General features: G+C 71.9%; 15 protein-coding genes. 14 read left to right on the top strand and 1 reads right to left on the bottom strand.

The genetic code is table 11. The annotated features are described in order from the left end of the window. Positions 1-54: 54 nt before the first annotated feature. Entirely contained in the window at positions 55-1,554 is a 1,500-nt protein-coding gene (locus IO39_RS29310; protein ID WP_157549030.1) for a putative quinol monooxygenase, read from the top strand. A 99-nt stretch (positions 1,555-1,653) separates the two neighbouring features. Here IO39_RS29310 and IO39_RS29305 read toward each other — a convergent pair whose 3' ends face one another. Then, positions 1,654-1,890: a glutaredoxin family protein gene (locus tag IO39_RS29305; RefSeq protein WP_043629723.1), complete on the bottom strand. Its 237-nt coding sequence runs from the start codon at positions 1,888-1,890 to the stop codon at positions 1,654-1,656. Positions 1,891-2,009: 119 nt separating this feature from the next. Here IO39_RS29305 and IO39_RS29300 point away from each other — a divergent pair, with 119 nt between their 5' ends. From IO39_RS29300 to ccsA, 13 genes are all read left to right on the top strand, one after another. Next, positions 2,010-2,684: a redox-sensing transcriptional repressor Rex gene (locus IO39_RS29300; protein WP_043629930.1), complete on the top strand. Its 675-nt coding sequence runs from the start codon at positions 2,010-2,012 to the stop codon at positions 2,682-2,684. Continuing rightward, the gene (locus IO39_RS29295) at positions 2,681-3,937 is read left to right on the top strand and encodes a glutamyl-tRNA reductase (RefSeq protein WP_043629719.1); all 1,257 of its coding nucleotides are present in this window, start codon (positions 2,681-2,683) and stop codon (positions 3,935-3,937) included. The genes IO39_RS29300 and IO39_RS29295 overlap by 4 nt, the downstream gene beginning before the upstream one ends. After that, on the top strand, positions 3,934-4,854 hold the full coding sequence (gene hemC / locus IO39_RS29290; protein WP_043629716.1) for a hydroxymethylbilane synthase: 921 nt from the start codon (positions 3,934-3,936) through the stop codon (positions 4,852-4,854). The genes IO39_RS29295 and hemC overlap by 4 nt, the downstream gene beginning before the upstream one ends. Beyond that, positions 4,851-6,398, top strand: a complete 1,548-nt coding sequence (locus IO39_RS29285) for a bifunctional uroporphyrinogen-III C-methyltransferase/uroporphyrinogen-III synthase (protein ID WP_043629713.1) — start codon at positions 4,851-4,853, stop codon at positions 6,396-6,398. Before hemC ends, IO39_RS29285 begins: the two co-directional genes overlap by 4 nt. After that, positions 6,395-7,378 carry a porphobilinogen synthase gene (gene hemB, locus IO39_RS29280; RefSeq protein WP_043629710.1) on the top strand — a complete coding sequence of 328 codons (984 nt, stop codon included), beginning with the start codon at positions 6,395-6,397 and terminating at the stop codon, positions 7,376-7,378. Before IO39_RS29285 ends, hemB begins: the two co-directional genes overlap by 4 nt. A gap of 226 nt (positions 7,379-7,604) precedes the next feature. Further along, complete coding sequence (locus tag IO39_RS29275; protein ID WP_043629707.1) at positions 7,605-8,234, top strand: bifunctional DNA primase/polymerase; 630 nt, start codon at positions 7,605-7,607, stop codon at positions 8,232-8,234. A 202-nt stretch (positions 8,235-8,436) separates the two neighbouring features. Next, positions 8,437-9,726 carry a glutamate-1-semialdehyde 2,1-aminomutase gene (gene hemL / locus IO39_RS29270; RefSeq protein WP_043629703.1) on the top strand — a complete coding sequence of 430 codons (1,290 nt, stop codon included), beginning with the start codon at positions 8,437-8,439 and terminating at the stop codon, positions 9,724-9,726. 359 nt (positions 9,727-10,085) lie between these two features. Continuing rightward, positions 10,086-11,006 (top strand): LysR family transcriptional regulator, encoded by a 921-nt coding sequence (locus IO39_RS29265; RefSeq protein ID WP_043629699.1) that lies wholly within the window; start codon positions 10,086-10,088, stop codon positions 11,004-11,006. 76 nt (positions 11,007-11,082) lie between these two features. Next, a complete protein-coding gene (locus tag IO39_RS29260; RefSeq protein ID WP_043629928.1) occupies positions 11,083-11,721 on the top strand; it encodes a histidine phosphatase family protein in 639 nt (212 codons plus the stop codon). A 71-nt stretch (positions 11,722-11,792) separates the two neighbouring features. Continuing rightward, positions 11,793-12,362 carry a TlpA family protein disulfide reductase gene (locus tag IO39_RS29255; RefSeq protein WP_043629696.1) on the top strand — a complete coding sequence of 190 codons (570 nt, stop codon included), beginning with the start codon at positions 11,793-11,795 and terminating at the stop codon, positions 12,360-12,362. After that, a complete protein-coding gene (locus tag IO39_RS29250; RefSeq protein ID WP_043629693.1) occupies positions 12,355-13,077 on the top strand; it encodes a cytochrome c biogenesis CcdA family protein in 723 nt (240 codons plus the stop codon). Before IO39_RS29255 ends, IO39_RS29250 begins: the two co-directional genes overlap by 8 nt. Next, positions 13,077-14,636 carry a cytochrome c biogenesis protein ResB gene (gene resB, locus IO39_RS29245; RefSeq protein ID WP_043629689.1) on the top strand — a complete coding sequence of 520 codons (1,560 nt, stop codon included), beginning with the start codon at positions 13,077-13,079 and terminating at the stop codon, positions 14,634-14,636. Before IO39_RS29250 ends, resB begins: the two co-directional genes overlap by 1 nt. Continuing rightward, positions 14,626-15,663 (top strand): cytochrome c biogenesis protein CcsA, encoded by a 1,038-nt coding sequence (gene ccsA, locus IO39_RS29240; protein ID WP_043629685.1) that lies wholly within the window; start codon positions 14,626-14,628, stop codon positions 15,661-15,663. The genes resB and ccsA overlap by 11 nt, the downstream gene beginning before the upstream one ends. Positions 15,664-15,673: the final 10 nt, after the last annotated feature.

Raw genomic sequence — 15,673 nt, 5'->3', positions numbered from 1 at the left:
GTTCCCTCTTCGGCTACCGGCTGGGAGGCATCGTCCGGCAGCATTGGAGTCACCATGGAGATCCTCGTTGCTGTCATAGCTCTCGCCGGTGCGCTCCTGGCCGCCGTCGCGGCCGGTGCCCTGATCCAACGACTGCGCGAAGAGCCCGAGGGGTGGTTGGTCGCCTGGACCGTTGCAGCCGCGGGGCTCTGCGTCGCGCTCGGCGTGATCGGCTTCGGCTCGCTCCTGGGCTTCGGCGGCTTCACCTTCCGGGTCTACCAGGTGACCGGGTCGCTGGTGGCGCCGCTCTGGCTGGCGGTGGGGCTGGTGCAACTCCTGTCGGAGAAGGTGCCGCCCAGGTTTCTGGCGTGGCTGCTCGGCAGCGCGCTGACCTTCGTCTCCGTGGTCATCATGGTGTGGGACCCGCTCAAGACCGACGAGATGGGCAAGACCCTGCCGAGCGGCGCCACGCACTGGAACCTCTTCCCCGGCTACCTGCTGACCGCCGTGCACGTGGTCGACGTGCTCGTCATGGTGGCGATGCTGGTGGTGGCCGGGCTCAAGTGGCGCAGCGGCGACGAATACGACACCGACAACCTGCACGCGACCGTGGTCATCGTCCCCTCAGGGCTGGCCCTCCTGGGCGCGATGAGGTTCGCGGTGCCGTCGTTGTTCACCACGGCGCTGCTCGCCGTGGCCGCGGCGGCGGTGTGGTACACCGTGCTGCGGCCGCTGGCGCCGTACGAGGACGACGACGAGGACGACTTCGGTCCTGACGGCGACGAGGGCCCGCCGCGCCGGGAGGAGCGATCTCAGCGCCGCGAGGAGCGCGCCCAGCTCCGCGAGGAGCGGCCCCTGGCCCTGGACGAGCGCCCGATGGCGGCGGAGGACCGCCCGATGTTCCGTGACGAGGCGGCCAGGGGCGGGCGCAGGGGCATGCCGGAGCCGGTGCCGGCGGCCGACCTGCCGTCCGCGCCGCCGCGCCGGTCGCCGGGGCTGGGCGACCTGGTGGCGGAATACCGCGCGGGCGACAACCGGGCCGACCGGGAGGTCGACTACGCCGCCCGGATGGCCCCGCCGCTCGACTCGGGCCCCTCGACCGGCTACATCATGAACGGCGCCCCTCCCGCCCCGCCGCAGGCCCCGCCGCGCGGCGACCCGGCTCTGGCGGGCGCCGGCGCGGCCTTTCCCGGCGGCGACCTGTTCTCGCCCGCGCCGCAGCAGCAGCCGGGCTCCGGCAGGCCCTCGCCCAGCATCTACGGCCTGCTCACCGTCTTCACGATCGTGGACGGCGCGGGGGAGGCGTTCGACCGGCTGGCCGAGGCGACGGTCGAGGCCGTGCGCAGGGGCGAGCCCGACACGCTCGTCTACGCCTGCCACGCGGTGAAGTCGGCGCCGCTGCAGCGCATCGTCTACGAGCTCTACCGCGACGAGGTCGCCTACCGCGACCACCAGCGCCAGCCGCACATGGAGAGGTTCGTCAACGACCGGCAGCCGATGGTGCTGGCCACCAACGTCATCGAGCTGAGCGTCAGCGCCGCGAAGGTGGTGCCGCTGCCCACCGCGATGTACTGACCCCCGCCCGATCACCGGCGCGCCGCGATGTGCCGGGCCTCGGCAGGTCCGCGGCGCGGCGAGCCCGTACGTCCCCCGGCGGGCCGGCGGGCCGGAGGGCTACCCCGTCAGCGCCGCGCGCAGGCGGGTCTCGTCGACGCGCCAGAAGTCGTGCTGCACCCCGTCGATCAGCGTGACGGGAATCATCTCCCAGTATTTCTCCTTGAGCTCGTCGGAGGAGTCGATGCTGACCTCCTCCCACGGCACGCCCAGCTCTCCCGCGACTTTGGCGATGACCGCGCGGGCGTCGTCACAGAGGTGACAGCCGGGCTTGCCGAGCAACGTGATGCGATGCATGACGCAACCGTACCCCTGCCGACTTTGTGCATCGGTTCACAAAGGGATTAACCTGAAAGACGGTTCGATTCCGTTCACGCGGTCCCCAAGCCGCCCGTCCCCTGGAGCACCGGCACGTGATGAGCCCGTCCCAGCCCCGTGACCGCGGCATCCCCGAGGCGACGGTCGCCAGGCTCCCGTTGTACCTCCGGGCGCTGCACGGCATGGCGGAGCGGGGCGTCGCGACCGTCAGCTCGGAAGATCTCGCCGTCGCCGCCGGGGTGAATTCGGCTAAATTGCGCAAGGACCTGTCACATCTCGGCTCCTACGGCACCAGAGGCGTAGGCTATGACGTCGAGTACCTCGTCTACCAGATCTCCCGCGAACTCGGCCTCACGCAAGACTGGGCGGTCGCGATCGTGGGGGTCGGTAACCTCGGCCGCGCGCTGGCCAACTACGGAGGTTTCGTCTCCAGGGGCTTCCGGGTCGCGGCGCTCGTGGACGCCGACCCCGAAGTGGTGGGCGACACCATAGCGGGGTTGAATGTTGAGCACATCGACGAGCTGGAAGCCGTGATCAAACGGCGAGGGGTTTCGATCGTGGTTCTGGCGACACCGGCGGAAGCGGCGCAGGAAGTGTGCGATCGCGTGATCGCCGTGGGCGTCACCAGCATCCTGAACTTCGCCCCGGTCGTGCTTTCCGTGCCCGACAGCGTCGATGTCCGGAAAGTCGACCTATCAATCGAACTGCAGATTCTCGCGTTCCACGAGCAACGCAAGGCTGGGGGGCCACTCATGGCGGTGGACAGTCAATGAGTGTTCTGGCTATCGGACTCAGTCACCGGACCGCGCCGGTGTCCCTGCTGGAGCGCGTGTCGGTGACCGGTGACGCACTGGTCAAGCTCCTGCACGACGTGCAGGACGACCCGTGCGTCGCCGAGGCCATGGTGGTCTCGACCTGCAACAGGGTCGAGGTCTACGTCACCGTCGACCGCTTCCACGCGGCCGTCACGGCCATCAGCGAGCTCCTGGGGCGCCACTCCGGCGTGCCCGTCGACGAGCTGACGCCGCACTTCTACGTGCACTACGAGGAGCGCGCCGTCGAGCACCTGTTCTCCGTGGTGTGCGGGCTCGACTCCATGGTGGTCGGCGAGGGCCAGATCCTCGGCCAGGTCCGGCAGGCGCTCAAGCTGGCGCAGCGGCAGGGCACCGTCGGCGCCACCCTCAACGAGCTGGTGCAGCAGGCGCTGCGGGTCGGCAAGCGGGCCCACACCGACACCGGCATCGACCAGCACGGCGCCTCCCTCGTCACCGCGGGGCTGGCCCTCGCCGGTGAGCTGGCCGGGCGGCGCGCCCTGGTGGTCGGCGCGGGCTCCATGAGCTCCCTGGCCGCCGCCACGCTGGCGCGCGCCGGGGTCACCGACATCGTGGTGGCCAACCGCACGTACGAACGGGGCGCCCGGCTGGCCGCGTCCGTCGGCGGCAGGGCGGTCGAGTTCTCCGCCGTGGCCGACGAGCTGGCCGGCGCCGACATCGTCATCACCTGCACCGGCGCGGGCCGCCACGTCATCACGCCCGGCATGCTGAGCGGGCCCGCGTTCCTGCTGGACCTGGCGCTGCCGCACGACATCGACCCCGCCGTGCGCACCGTGCCCGGCGTCACGCTGGTCGACCTGGAGACGATCCAGGAGTCGGGCATCGGCTCGCGCGAGGGCGACGCCGTACAGTCGGTGCGGGCCCTGGTCTCCGAGGAGCTGCGCGCCTACCTCGACGCCGAGCGGGCCGCCAAGGTCACCCCGACCGTGGTGGCGCTGCGCAGCAAGGCGGCCGGCGTGGTCGAGTCGGAGCTGGGCCGCCTGCTCATGCGGGTGCCCGACCTCGACGAGCGGGCGCGTGACGAGGTCGCGATGACCGTCCAGCGCGTGGTCGACAAACTGCTCCATGAGCCCACTGTGCGTGTCAAGCAGCTCGCCACCTGCCCAGGGGGCGATCATTATGCCGAAGCCCTGCGGGAGTTGTTCAACCTGGATCCGAAGATGCCCGAGGCCGTGAGGGAGGTGGAGCTGTGACGTCCCGGTCCGGCGCCCTGCGCCTGGGGACCCGCCGCAGCCTCCTGGCGACCACGCAGTCCCAGATGGTGGCCGACGCCTACGTCGAGCGCACCGGGCGCGCGATCGAGCTCGTCGGCGTCACGACGTTCGGCGACGTGACCAAGGCGCACCTGGCGCAGCTCGGCGGCACCGGCGTGTTCGTCAGCGCGCTGCGCGACAAGCTCGTCGAGGACGAGATCGACTTCGCCGTGCACTCGCTGAAGGACCTGCCGACCAAGCAGGACCCGCGCTTCACGCTGGCCGCGCTGCCCGCCCGCCACGACCACCGCGACGCGCTGGTCGGCCCGCACAAGTTCGCCGACCTGCCGCCGGGCGCCCGCGTCGGCACAGGCTCGCCGCGGCGGGTGGCCATGCTCAGCGCGCTCCGCCCCGACCTGGAATACGTCGCCATCCGCGGCAACGCCGACACGCGCATCGGCAAGGTCACGTCCGGCGAGCTCGACGCGGTCGTGCTGGCCGCGGCCGGCCTGACCCGGCTCGGCCGCAGCGCCGAGATCGCGCAGATCTTCGAGGTCGAGGAGCTGCTGCCCGCGCCCGGCCAGGGCGCGCTGGCCGTGGAGTGCCGCGCCGACCGCCCCGACCTGATCGAGTTCCTGGGCGTCGTCGACGACCCCGCCACCCGCTCCGCGGTGATCGCCGAGCGCGCCGTGCTGTCCGCCCTCGAAGCAGGCTGCGCCGCTCCGGTGGGTGCGTTCGCGGTCGATGACGGGCACACTCTGAACCTGACCGCTGTGGTCGTCTCCATCGACGGCCGCGAAGCGGTCCGCAAGTCCGCCGCCGGCTCTCCTTCGGAGGCAGCTAACCTGGGCCGCCTCCTCGCGGCCGAGATGATCGCCGAAGGGGCCGACAGATTGATGGGGGAGCATTCCCGTTGAGCTCCGATAGTCCAACCTCCGGTTTCGTCGCGTTCGTGGGCGCGGGTCCCGGCGACCCCAACCTGCTCACGCTGCGCGCCGCAGAGCTGCTCGCCAAGGCCGACGCGGTGGTGCTCGACGCGGAGACGCAATCCCCGCTGCTCGGCCACTGCCGCACGGGCGTCGAGGTCGCCGAGGCCGCCGAGCTCGTCCGGCGCGCCGCGCGGGGACAGCTCGTGGTGCGCCTGTGCGAGGGCGACCCGATGCTGTTCTCCTCGATCACCGAGGAGGCCGCGGCCTGTGCCGCGGCGGAGGTGGACTTCGAGATCGTGCCCGGCGTGCCGCCCGCGACCGCCGTGCTCACCTACGCGGGCATCCCGCCGGCGACGGCGGTGCCCGAGTTCAGGATCGTCGACGCCGCCCAGGAGCAGGACTGGGCCGCCCACGCCGCCTGCCGTGGCACGCTGGTCGTCTACAACGGCCTGGCCGACGCCGTGGCCATCGGCAAGGCGCTGATCGCCGGCGGCATGCCCGACACCATGCCCGTCGCGGTCAGCAGCGGCGGCACCACCACCGAGCAGTACACCGTCGTGTCCTCGCTCGGCCGGCTCCAGGCCGACCTCAAGCACGCCGGGTTCACCGAGCCCGCGCTGATCGTGGTCGGCGAGGCCGTCGGGCAGCGCGACAAGCTGTCGTGGTTCGAGACCAAGCCGCTGTTCGGGTGGCGGGTGCTGGTGCCGCGTACGAAGGAGCAGTCGCGCAGCCTGTCCGAGCAGCTCATCGCCTACGGCGCGGTGCCGGAGGAGGTGCCGACCATCTCGGTCGAGCCGCCCCGCACCCCGCAGCAGATGGACCGCGCGATCAAGGGCCTGGTCACGGGCCGCTACGAGTGGGTGGCCTTCACCAGCTCCAACGCGGTCAAGGCGGTGCGCGAGAAGTTCGAGGAATACGGCCTCGACGCCCGCGCCTTCGCCGGGCTCAAGGTGGCCGCCGTGGGCGACGCGACCGCGCGGGCCCTGGTCGAGTTCGGCGTCAAGCCCGACCTGCTGCCCTCCGGCGAGCAGTCGTCGGAGGGGCTGGTGGCCGAGTGGCCGCCCTACGACTCCATGCTCGACCCGATCAACCGGGTGCTGCTGCCGCGGGCCGACATCTCCACCGACACGCTCGTGGCCGGGCTGACCGAGCTGGGCTGGGAGTGCGACGACGTCACCGCCTACCGCACCGTGCGGGCCGCCCCGCCGCCCGCGCCCATCCGCGAGGCGATCAAGGGCGGCGGCTTCGACGCCGTGCTCTTCACGTCCTCGTCCACCGTGCGCAACCTCGTGGGCATCGCCGGCAAGCCGCACAACGTCACCGTGATCGCGGTCATCGGGCCGCAGACGGCCAAGACGGCCGAGGAGTTCGGGCTCCGGGTCGACGTCATGGCCGACAAGCCGTCAGCCTCCGCCCTGGCCGCCGCGGTGGCCGAGTTCGGAGCCAAGCAGCGCCAGGCGGCCCTGGCCGCGGGTGACACCCCGCGCAGGCCCTCCCAGAACCGCCGGGGCGCCAGGAGGAGAGCCAAATGAGCGCGCAATACCCCGTCGCCCGTCCCAGGCGGCTGCGCCGCAACCCGGCGCTGCGCCGGATGGTGGCGGGCACCCGGCTGCACCCGGCCGACCTGATCCTGCCGATGTTCGCCAAGGAAGGCATCAGCGAGCCGCAGCCGGTGGCCTCGATGCCGGGCGTCGTGCAGCACACCCGCGACTCGCTGCGCAAGGCGGCCCACGAGGCCGCCGAGGCCGGCGTGGGCGGCGTCATCCTGTTCGGCATCCCCGAGGTGAAGGACGCCCGCGGCTCGGCCGCCGACGACCCCGACGGGGTCCTTCAGGTGGCGCTGCGCGACGTGGTCGCCGAGGTCGGCGACTCCATGGTGGTGATGGCCGACACCTGCCTCGACGAGTTCACCGACAACGGGCACTGCGGCCTGCTCACCCCCTCGGGCGACGTGGACAACGACGCCACGCTGGAGCGCTACGCCTCGATCGCGGTGGCCCAGGCCGAGGCCGGGTCGCAGATGGTGGCGCCCAGCGGGATGATGGACGGCCAGGTGGCGGCGATCCGCGCCGCCCTCGACGGCGCCGGCCACGGCGACGTGCCGATCCTGGCCTACTCCGTCAAATACGCCTCCGCCTTCTACGGGCCGTTCCGCGACGCCGCCGAGTGCGCCCCGCAGTTCGGCGACCGCAGCACCCACCAGCAGGACCCCGCGGGCCCGCTGGAGGAGGCGCTGCGCGAGGTCCGGCTCGACCTGGCGGAGGGCGCCGACGCGGTCATGGTCAAGCCCGCGCTGGCCTACCTCGACATCATCTCCCGCGTCCGCGCCGAGGTGGACGTGCCGGTGGCCGCCTACCAGGTCAGCGGCGAGTACGCGATGATCGAGGCCGCCGCGGCCAACGGCTGGGTGGACCGCGAGCGGATGATCATGGAGTCGCTGGTCGCGATCAAGCGGGCGGGGGCCGACCTGATCCTGACGTACTGGGCCACGGAAGTGGCGCGCACGCTCTAACCAAGGGGTTTCCCGTCAACTCATGGGACCCGTGGGTTAGAGTTGCATGACAAGTGCTGGTGTGTCCCGCGTGCGCGTAGGCGCTGTTCGTCTGCCCGCGGTGAGCCGCTCGACGCGGCCTGTCGCAGGCGCCGCTCGCCTGCCTGTGGTGGACCGCTCGACGCGGTCCGCCGCACCGCCCGGTGTCGGGGCCTCCTCAGGCGCTGTTACTCGACGGGAGACACCAATGGTGGGGGTACCACTGGCTCGGCGTACCAAAAAGCGGTCGCGGCCCACACGCATCTCGACCGTGCTCGAATACGCCGCCATGGGCTGGCCCGTCGTGCCGGGCGCCTATCCGCTGCGGCACGGGCCGCGCGCCTGTTCCTGCGACCGGGTCGGCTGTCCCGACCCCGGCGCCCATCCGCTCTCGCCCGCCTGGAACATGCAGGCCACGACCGACCCGGCCCTGCTCACGCGCTGGTGGCAGGCCGAGCCCGAGGCCAACGTGATCCTGCCGACGGGCCGCGTGTTCGACGTCTTCGACGTGCCGCTCCCCGTCGGCCTGTCGGCCCTGACCCGGATCGACGCCGCCGACGCCCACCCGGGCCCGGTCGCCGCCAACGGCGACCGGGTCCTGTTTTACGTGGCCACCAGGGGCAACCCGGAGGACGAGGACGAGTGGTGGTCGTGCCACCTCGACTGCGACCCGGCCACCATCGACGACACGCCGGGGCTGCGCTGGCACTGCCGCGACAGCTACGTCCTCGCGCCGCCCTCGACCCTGCCCAGCGGGCAGCCCGTCACCTGGTTGCGCCCGCCCGACGGCCGGCCCCTGCCCGACCCGCTGCGCATCCTGGAGTGGCTGGCCGACTGACCGGCCCCGCGGCCTGGCCGGCTGACTGACCGGCCCCGCGGCCTGACCGGCTCCGTGGCCTGGCCGGCGGACCGGCTCCGTGGCCTGGCCGGCGGACCGGCTCCGTGGCCTGGCCGGCGGACCGGCTCCGTGGCCTGGCCGGGCACCGCCTCGCCGCCCGGCCGGGCACGGCACCGCCGTGGCGAATGACTACTCTGATCTGGTGAGCCGTACACAGAAATCTGAGGACCTGTTCGCCCGCGCCAAGGAGATCGTGCCGGGAGGCGTCAACTCCCCGGTGCGCGCGTTCGGCGCGGTGGGCGGCACGCCGCGCTTCATGGCCGCCGGGCAGGGCCCCTACATCACCGACGTCGACGGCAACCGCTACGTCGACCTGGTCTGCTCCTGGGGCCCGATGATCCTGGGCCACCGCCACCCCGCGGTCGTCGAGGCCGTCGAGCGCGCGGTCGCCGGCGGCTTCTCCTACGGCACCGCCACGCAGGGCGAGGTCGAGCTGGCCGAGGAGATCGTGGCCAGGGTGGCGCCGGTCGAGAAGGTGCGCCTGGTCAGCTCCGGCACCGAGGCGACGATGAGCGCGGTGCGCCTGGCCAGGGGGTTCACCGGGCGGTCCAAGGTGATCAAGTTCGCCGGCTGCTACCACGGGCACGTGGACGCGCTGCTGGCCTCGGCCGGCTCCGGGGTCGTGACGTTCGGGCTGCCCGACACGCCCGGGGTGACGGGGGCGTCGGCGGCGGACACGATCGTGCTGCCGTACAACGACATCGCGGCCGTCGAGGAGGCGTTCGCGGCCTCCGACGTGGCGTGCGTGATCACCGAGGCGTGCCCGGCCAACATGGGGGTCGTCCCGCCGCGCGAGGGGTTCAACGCGCGGCTGCGCGAGCTGTGCACGGCCAACGGGGCGCTGCTCATCGTCGACGAGGTGCTGACGGGCTTCCGCGTCTCGTCCGCCGGCTGGTACGGCCTGCACCCGGTCGACGCCGACCTGATGACGTTCGGCAAGGTCATGGGCGGCGGCCTGCCCGCGGCGGCGTTCGGCGGCCGGGCGGACGTCATGGCCCATCTCGCGCCCGAGGGCCCCGTCTACCAGGCGGGCACGCTGTCGGGCAACCCGCTGGCCTGCGCCGCGGGCCTGGCCACGCTGCGCGCGCTGGACGCGGAGGCGTACGCACGGGTGGACGACGCGGCGCTCAAGGTCGGCGAGCTGGCCTCCGAGGCGCTGGCGAAGGCCGGGGTGCCGCACCGGCTGCAGCGGGCGGGGAGCCTGTTCTCGATCTTCTTCACCGAGGCCGAGGTGACGAACTTCGACGAGGCCAAGGGGCAGAACACGGCGGCGTTCACCGCCTTCTTCCACGCGATGCTCGACCACGGTGTCTATCTGCCGCCGTCGGCCTACGAGGCGTGGTTCCTGTCGGCCTCTCACGACGACGAGGCGCTCGGCCGCGTGGCCGAGGCCCTTCCGTCCGCGGCCAAGGCGGCCGCCGCCGTTCTCTGACGAGCGGGCGGCCGTTCTCTGACGAGACGTTCTCCGGGAAGCCGGTCCCGGACGAGCCGTCTCCGACGAGCTGCTCTCCTACGAGTCGTCTCTGACGAGCCGCTCTCCTACGAGCCGTTCTCCGGCGAGCGGGCGGGCTCGCGCCGGTGCGAGCCCGCGACGCGAGCGCCGCGGGTCAGCGGGCGGGCTTCTGGTAGCGAATGCGCTGCTCGCGGGCCTGCTCGGCGAGGACCTTGAGGTAGGACAGGGAGCTGGCCTGCTGCTTCTTCGTCTTGAGGATTCTCATACAACTATTTTCGTCCGCTACACATTCAACGACAAGCGAGACTTTCTACGCTAAACCATTTAGACTGGCTTACATGTTGGACCTGAACCGGCTCAAGGCTCTTCACGCAGTGCATGTCTATGGGTCGGTCGGCGCGGCGGCCGACGCGCTCATGGTCACCCCGTCCGCGGTCTCCCAGCAGATCGCCAAGCTGGAGCGGGAGACGGGCGCCCGCCTCATGGAGCGCAACGGGCGCGGCGTGCGCCTCACCGACGCCGCGGGGCTGCTGGCCGAGCACGCCGAACGCATCCTCGCCCTGGTCGAGACCGCGGAGGCCGACTTCGAGGCGCTGCGCGGCGCCGTCGTCGGCCGGCTCAACGTGGCGGCGTTCCCCACCGCCATGCGCGGCCTCATGCCCGGCGCGCTGGTCTCTCTCAAGCAGCGCCACCCCGACCTGTGGGTGCAGCTCAACGAGCGCGATCCGGAACGGGTGGTGCGCGAGGTCTCCAGGGGCGAGCTCGACCTCGGCATCATCCAGGACTGGCACAACCGCCCCATGGCCATCCCCGAGGGCCTGTCGAAGGCCCTGCTGCTCGACGACGTCGCCGACGTGGCCGTGCCCGCCGACCACCCGCTGGCCGACCGGCAGGAGGTCGAGCTGGCCGCGCTGCACGGCGAGCAGTGGATCAGCTCCACCCCCGGCACGTTCTGCCACGACTGGCTGGTGTTCACGCTGCGCAGCGCCTCGCTGGAGCCGGTCATCGCCTGCATGGCCGACGAGTACCCGACCCAGCTCGCGCTGGTGGCGGCGGGCCTGGGCTGCGCGATCGTGCCGCGGCTGGGCCGCGACTGCGTGCCGGCCGGCGCGCGGCTCATCCCGCTGCGCCCGCGCCAGGCGCGCCGCATCTACGCGCTGTGGCGCACCGACGCGGCCCGCCGCCCCGCGATCAGGGCCATGGTGGACGTGCTGGTGGAGGCGAGCAGGAAGCAGGAGAACGCCTGGGCGGTGAGCTGAGACGGCGGGGCCCCGGCGAACTGAGCGGCAGGGCCTCGGCCGATCAGCTCGGACGAGCGGATAGGCTGTGCCCACCATGGCTGAAACCACAGTCGTTCACCTCTTGCGACACGGTGAAGTGCACAATCCCGGACGCATCCTCTACGGCAGGCTGCCCGGCTACCACCTGTCCCAGACGGGTCAGCTCATGGCCGAGACGGTCGCCAAGGCCATCGGCGGCCGTGACATCGTCGCGCTCTACAGCTCGCCGCTCGAACGCGCGATGGAGACGGCGGCGCCGCTCGCCGACAAGCTCGGCCTGGAGATCACCTCCGACGAGCGCCTGATCGAGGCGGGCAACCTGCTGGAGGGGCGGATCTCCGCGCCCGGCCTGGCGCTGCTGCGCAACCCGCGCAACTACCGCTACTTCTACAACCCGCTGCGCCCGTCGTGGGGCGAGCCCTACCCGGTCATCGTCAAGCGGATGAAGTCGATCATCGACGAGGCCAGGGCGGCCGCGCGCGGCCACGAGACCGTGCTCGTCAGCCACCAGCTGCCGATCTGGGCCATCAGGTGCGCCGCCGAGGGCCGCAGGCTCTGGCACGACCCGCGCCGCAGGCAGTGCTCGCTGGCCAGCCTGACCACGCTGACCTTCGACGGCGACCGCCTGATCAGCATCGGCTACAGCGAGCCCGCCGGGTCACTGGAGACGGGGCCCTCCGTCCCCGGGGCCTGATGTCGGGAGCGCGTGGGTGCCCCGGTAGAGTTGCAAGCTCTACCGGTTGTAGTACAAGGAGATCTTCCTCCGTGCGCGCCAAGTCCATCTCCCTCCTTCTCCCCCTGGCCGTGCTGGTCGCGGGCTGCGCCGGCAATCAGGGCGGCCAGCCGCAGGCGGGCGACACCAGGTTCGTCGCGGGCGACGGGAAGATGCAGGTGTTCGAGGCCGCCGAGCGCAAGCCCGCGCCGGCGATCGAAGGGCCGACCCTCGACGGGGGCACGGCCTCCCTGGCCACGCACAAGGGCAAGGTCGTGGTGCTCAACTTCTGGGCGTCGTGGTGCGGCCCGTGCCGGGCGGAGGCGCCGGTGCTCAAGGAGGTCGCCGCCAAGACCAAGGACAGCGGCGTGCAGTTCCTCGGCATCGACTTCAAGGACCGCCAGGCCGACGCCAAGGCGTTCGAGCGCACCGAGCAGACCGGCTACCCCCACATCTTCGACCAGCCCGGCAAGATCGCGCTGGCCTTCCAGGGCACGGTGCCGCCCGCGGCCATCCCGTCCACGCTGATCATCGACAAGCAGGGCAGGATCGCGGCCAGGGCGCTGGGCGCCGTCAAATACACCGACCTGATGAACACCGTGACCAAGGTGCGCGATGAGTGACGTCGTCGCCTCGGGCTCACTGCTGCTGGCGGTGCCGATCGCGGTGCTGGCCGGGGTGGTGTCGTTCCTGTCGCCGTGCGTGCTGCCGCTGGTGCCCGGCTACCTGTCCTACGTCACCGGCATGAGCGCCGACCCCAAGCGGGGGCGGCTGGTGCTCGGCACGGCGCTGTTCGTGGCCGGCTTCGGGCTGGTGTTCGTGCTCAGCGGGGCGCTGTTCGGCGGTCTCGGCTCGATCATGCTGGGCCACGCCGAGATCATCACGCGGGTGCTCGGCGTGCTGACCATCGGGCTCGGGCTGGCCTTCCTCGGCGTGCTGCCGGGGCTGATGCGCGACGTGCGCATCCACCGCCTGCCGGCCGCCGGGCTGGCGGGCGCGCCGCTGCTCGGGGTGGTGTTCGGGCTGGGCTGGACGCCGTGCATCGGGCCCACCCTGGCCGTCGTGCTGACGCTGGGGCTCAACGAGGGCAGCGCCGGCCGCGGCGCGCTCCTGGCCGTCGCCTACGCCCTGGGCCTCGGCCTGCCCTTCGTGGCCGCGGCGCTGGCCTACAGCAGGGCGCTGCGCACGTTCCGCGCCATCCGCAAGCACTCGCGCCTGATCACGAGGATCGGTGGCGGCATGATGGTGGCCGTCGGCGTGCTGCTCGTGACCGGGCTCTGGGGAGAGATGATCGCCGCCATGCAGGGCCTGATCGGCGCGTTCGAGCCGGTGATCTGATGAGCGTCCAGGAGCTGGAGAGAGAGCAGGCGCCCAAGAAGGCGTCGTTCGGCGCGGTCGCCTGGCTGCGCTGGGTGTGGCGCACGCTCACCTCGATGAAGACGGCGCTGATCCTGCTGTTCCTGCTGGCGCTGGGCTCGGTGCCCGGCTCGCTGGTGCCGCAGCGCAGCGTCGAGCCCGACAAGGTCGCCCGGATCTACGAGCAGAGCCCCGCCCTGGCCGAGTGGTACGACCGGTTCCAGCTCTTCGAGGTCTTCTCCTCGACCTGGTTCGCGGCCGTCTACCTGCTGCTGTTCACCTCGCTCATCGGCTGCATCATCCCGCGCACCGCGACCTACGTGCGCGAGCTGCGCCGCAAGCCGCCCGCGGCCCCCAGGCACCCGTCCCGCCTGCCCCACTCGGCCACGTTCGAGTCGGAGCTGACGACCGAGGAGGTCGCCGGGCGGCTGCGCAAGCTGCGCTTCCGCGTGGTGACCGGCGACGGCTGGGTGTCGGCCGAGAAGGGCTACCTGCGCGAGACCGGCAACCTGTTCTTCCACATCGCGCTGCTCGGCATCCTGCTCGCGATCGGCGCCGGCTCGCTGTTCGGCTACCGCGGCAACGTGCTGGTCGTCGAGGGCGACGGGTTCGCCAACACGGTGGCCGCCTACGACCGGTTCATGCCCGGCAGCCAGGTCTCGGCCGAGTCGCTGGAGCCGTTCTCCTTCCAGCTCTCCGAGTTCAAGGTGGCCTATCAGGTCACCGGCGACAAGCGCGGGCAGGCGCTCGACTACTCCGCGCACCTCAAGGTCAACGACACGCCCGGCGCGCCCGCCCGCGACTTCGAGCTCAAGGTCAACGAGCCTCTTGAGGTCAACGGCACGCAGACCTACCTGATCGGCAACGGCTACGCGCCCGTGTTCCGGGTCACCGACGGGAAGGGGCAGGTGGCCTTCGACGGCGCCGTGCCCTGCCTGATCGAGCAGAAGACCACGATGACCTCGGGCTGCGTGGTCAAGGTGCCCGACGCGCAGCCGTCGCAGCTCGGGTTCCTGCTGCAGTTCCTGCCGACCAGCGTGCCGCTGACCGACGGCGACCACGCCTCGGCCTTCCCCGGCGAGCTCAACCCCGAGGTGAAGGTCCTCGGCGCCTTCTCCGGCGACCTGGGGATGAACTCCGGCAAGCCGCAGTCGGTCTACGAGCTGGCCGAGCCCGAGGTGATGAAGAAGCTCAAGCCCCTGGTCATGGGCACCAGCGTGCCCAAGCCGCTGGCCGTGGGGCAGTCGCTGGACCTTCCCGGCGGGGTGGGCAAGCTCGAGTTCACCGGCGTCAAGGAGTGGATCACGCTCCAGACCAACTACGACCCGGGGCGCTGGCCGGCCCTGGTGTTCGCCGCCACGGCCGTCGTCGCCATCGCGCTCTCCCTCATGATCCGCCGCCGCAGGGTGTTCGTACGGATCGCGCAGGGCAAGGCCGAGGTCGGCGGCCTGACCCGCACAGAGGGCTCCGCGGCCGGCTTCGCCGAGGAGTTCACCGAGATCGTCCAGGTTCTATCAGCAGGAGAAAAGGATGTCCGCTGAGCAACTCGCCGAGCTGAGCGACCTTTTCGTCGTAGCAGCCGTCCTGCTCTACGTCGTCGCCATGGTCGGCTTCGCGATCGAGCTGGCCTTCGGCCGGTCCCGGCCGGGCAGGGCCGCGACCGCGCGCCGCGTCGAGATCAAGCAGCCAGTCGCGGTCGGGGCGGCGGCCGGCGGCGACACGGTGGCGGTGTCGGACGAGGTCTCCGCCGGCCCGGCGGACGCCTCCCCGGAGGAGCCGGCGGTCGCGGGCGAGACGCCCCCGGGCGCCCCCGAGCGGGCCGGCCAGGACGACAGGACGATGCGGGTGGCCGTCAGGACCGGGACGGTGGCCCTCGGGCTCGCCTGGCTCGGCATGATCGCCAACCTGACCGCCATCGCCACCCGCGGCCTGGCCGTGGAGCGCTGGCCCTGGGGCAACATGTACGAGTTCGTGGTCGCGATCTGCTTCGCCGCCGTGGCCGCGTTCCTCGGCACCCAGATCCGCACCAACGTGCGCTTCCTGGGCGCGTTCGTCATGCTCGCGGCGGCGCTCGGCCTCGGTCTCGCGGTCAAGGTCTTCTACACCGCGGCGGGGCCCGTGGTGCCGGCGCTCGACTCGTACTGGATCGCCATCCACGTCTCGGCCGCGATCATCTCCAGCGGCCTGCTGACGCTGGCGGGGGTCAGCGGCGTCCTCTACCTGGTGCGCGGTGACGGGATGTCGCGCCTGCCGTCGCGGGCGGAGCTGGAGAAGGTGGCCCACCGGGCGATCGTCTTCGCCTTCCCGCTGTGGACGTTCGCCGTCATCGCGGGCGCGCTGTGGGCGGACCGGGCGTGGGGCCGCTACTGGGGCTGGGACCCCAAGGAAGTGTGGTCGTTCATCACGTGGGTGGCCTACGCCGCCTACCTGCACGCCAAGGTGACGGCGGGCTGGCGGGGCAGGGCCGCGACGATCGTGCAGCTCGTGGCGTTCGGGTGCCTGCTGTTCAACCTGATCGGGGTCAACATCTTCATCGACGGGCTGCACAGCTACGCCGACGTGGACTAGCCGGGGGTCC

This window comes from Nonomuraea candida, assembly GCF_000725485.1.
GTDB lineage: Bacteria > Actinomycetota > Actinomycetes > Streptosporangiales > Streptosporangiaceae > Nonomuraea > Nonomuraea candida.
This window is presented reverse-complemented; position numbering and strand designations above follow the sequence as displayed.